At 72.5% G+C, this 2,080-nt stretch carries 2 protein-coding genes and 1 pseudogene; 1 reads left to right on the top strand and 2 read right to left on the bottom strand.

The annotated features are described in order from the left end of the window. A partial coding sequence (locus AWZ10_RS10525; protein WP_159058245.1) for an NAD(P)H-binding protein occupies positions 1 to 232 on the bottom strand: 232 nt, incomplete at its 3' end. A 122-nt stretch (positions 233 to 354) separates the two neighbouring features. Between AWZ10_RS10525 and AWZ10_RS10520 the strand changes: the two genes are divergently transcribed. Further along, positions 355 to 1,434, top strand: coding sequence for a hypothetical protein (locus AWZ10_RS10520; protein WP_244172455.1), 1,080 nt, complete (start codon positions 355 to 357; stop codon positions 1,432 to 1,434). A gap of 155 nt (positions 1,435 to 1,589) precedes the next feature. Here the strand turns inward: AWZ10_RS10520 and AWZ10_RS10515 are convergent. Further along, a pseudogene (locus tag AWZ10_RS10515) lies at positions 1,590 to 2,080 on the bottom strand (hydrolase); the annotation flags it as partial.

Here is a 2,080-nt window from a genome sequence, read left to right as displayed (position 1 = left end):
GCCCGGCGCCCGCCGCGAACACGGCGGCGTCAGCGCCCCGCAGATGCGCGGCGACCTCCTCGACCGACGCCGACTCCAGATCGCACAGCACCGGTTCGGCACCGGCCGCGCGCAGATCGTCCGTCTGTTCGGCGCGGCGGATGATCCCCGCGACCTCGTGACCGCGCGCGGCGAGCAGTCGCTCCAGCCGCAGCGCGATCTGACCATGACCTCCAGCGATGACAATGCGCATGGTTCCGACCGTACGCCCGAACGGATGCGTTCGCCGCGCAACCATCCGGCCGTCCCGTGTGTCTCAACAGTGTTCGCCGTGTCGGCGAACGCCGGAATCACGGGGAGAACACCATCACCACCATGCGTACAGCCATGCGCAGGACCGTCGTACGTACGTCCATGGAGCGCGCGTCCGCTGCCGGGGCGCCCGTAGTCCGCCGTGCCCTCACCGGCGTCGGCTGCGCCGCGGCCGTGCTCGTCACGGTCGCCGCGTGCGGGACCGTCGAGAACCTCACCGCGGGGCAGAAGGTCGACAGTGCCGTGGAGCGACTGGGCGAGCAGAAGTCGCTGGCCTTCGGGATGCGGCTCGACGCCGACCCGGACGACCTCCTCGCGCTGATGGGCGAGGACAGCGAGGAAATGCCGCCGGAGATGACGGAGTTCCTCACCGGGCTGCGCCTCGACGTGTCGGTCAAGTCGAAGAAGCCGCTGGCCGAGTCCGGCGAGAAGGACATCGCCGGGATGGGCATGAAGATCTCGGGCGACGAGGGCGTGCTCGTCGAGTACCGGGTCGTCGGCGACTACACGTACTACCGCGCCGACATGGAGGCCGTGGGCGACGCCATGGGCATGCCGTTCCCGACGGCCGACGAACTCCCCGAGAGCGAGCAGCACCTGCGGCCGGTCCTCGAGGGCGACTGGGTCAAGGTGAACACCGGCGACCTGCAGGAGGCCGCCGGGGAAGCGGGGGCCGGTGCGGGCTCGGGCGGCTCCGACGAGATCGACGCCAAGACCCAGAAGAAGATCCTCGACGCCCTCCGCGGTGTCGTGGCCCGTGAGGTCGGTTTCAAGACCAAGGACGGCAAGGACGGCACCGAGGTCATCACGGCCAAGGCCAACTTCCGCGACCTGCTCACCGGCCTGGTCGACAAGCTCCAGCCCCTCAAGGGCGATCTGCCGCCGGGAGCCGAACTCCCCACGGCCAAGGACATGAAGGACGCCCCGAACAAGAACGTCGCCGTCGACTTCACCCTGAAGAACGGTGACTTGACCCGGATCGAGACCGACCTCGCGGTCCTCGCCGACGACCCCAAGGGCGCCAAGGCCCCCCTCGTCCTCACCTTCGGCAAGGCCGGCGACGTCAGCGCGCCCAAGGGCGCCACCGAGCTCCCGGACGACGAGTTCGGCGGCCCGCTGGGCAGCGGACTGTTCGGCGTCTGACCGCATCGGCGGGCGGAGCGGTCGCCACCGGCGGGCACCTTTCGCCGAAGGCGCCCGTTCGCTGCGGCCACGCGCGCGTGGAGGCACGTGGCCTCCACGCGCGCGTGCCGCTCACGCGTCACACGACGGTGCCCCTCCCGCCCGCGGTACACCCTTCAGGACGGCTCACCCCGCCCCTGCCGGGGAAGATCCAGCGCCGCGCCGGTCGCCGAGCCGCAGTACTCGCGCACCGCGCTGGTGCGTGCCACCACGCGCCCCCGGTGCACGACGATCCGGCTGTAGGCGAGGGACAGCACCCCCGCGAGCCGGGCGCCCCGTACGGCGAGGAGTTCGGCGGGAAAGCCGGCCTCGACCCGCACCTCGGGCAGGCCGAGCCCGGCACGCGCCGCGCCGCTGACGGTGTCGTACGCCTCCTCGGGCCGCAGCCCGTACCGGGAGGCCAGCAGAAAGGCCGCCTCCAGGGGGTCCCCGCGCCCGACGGGGTTCGACACGTCCCGCAGTGCTCCGCTGCCCGCCGCGACGCGCACGCCTGCCGCCCGCAGAAGCTGTACGGGGGCGGTGCCCCGGCGGTCCACGGTGCCGCAGCCGCCCTGGGGGAGACAGACGACGGTCACGCCCGCCGCCACGAGCTGGTCGGCGGCGCGGG

The sequence above is a fragment of the Streptomyces europaeiscabiei genome, from assembly GCF_001550375.1.
Classification (GTDB): Bacteria; Actinomycetota; Actinomycetes; order Streptomycetales; family Streptomycetaceae; genus Streptomyces; species Streptomyces europaeiscabiei.
Note: the sequence above shows the minus strand (reverse complement) of the source record. Positions and strands in the feature narration are given on the sequence as shown.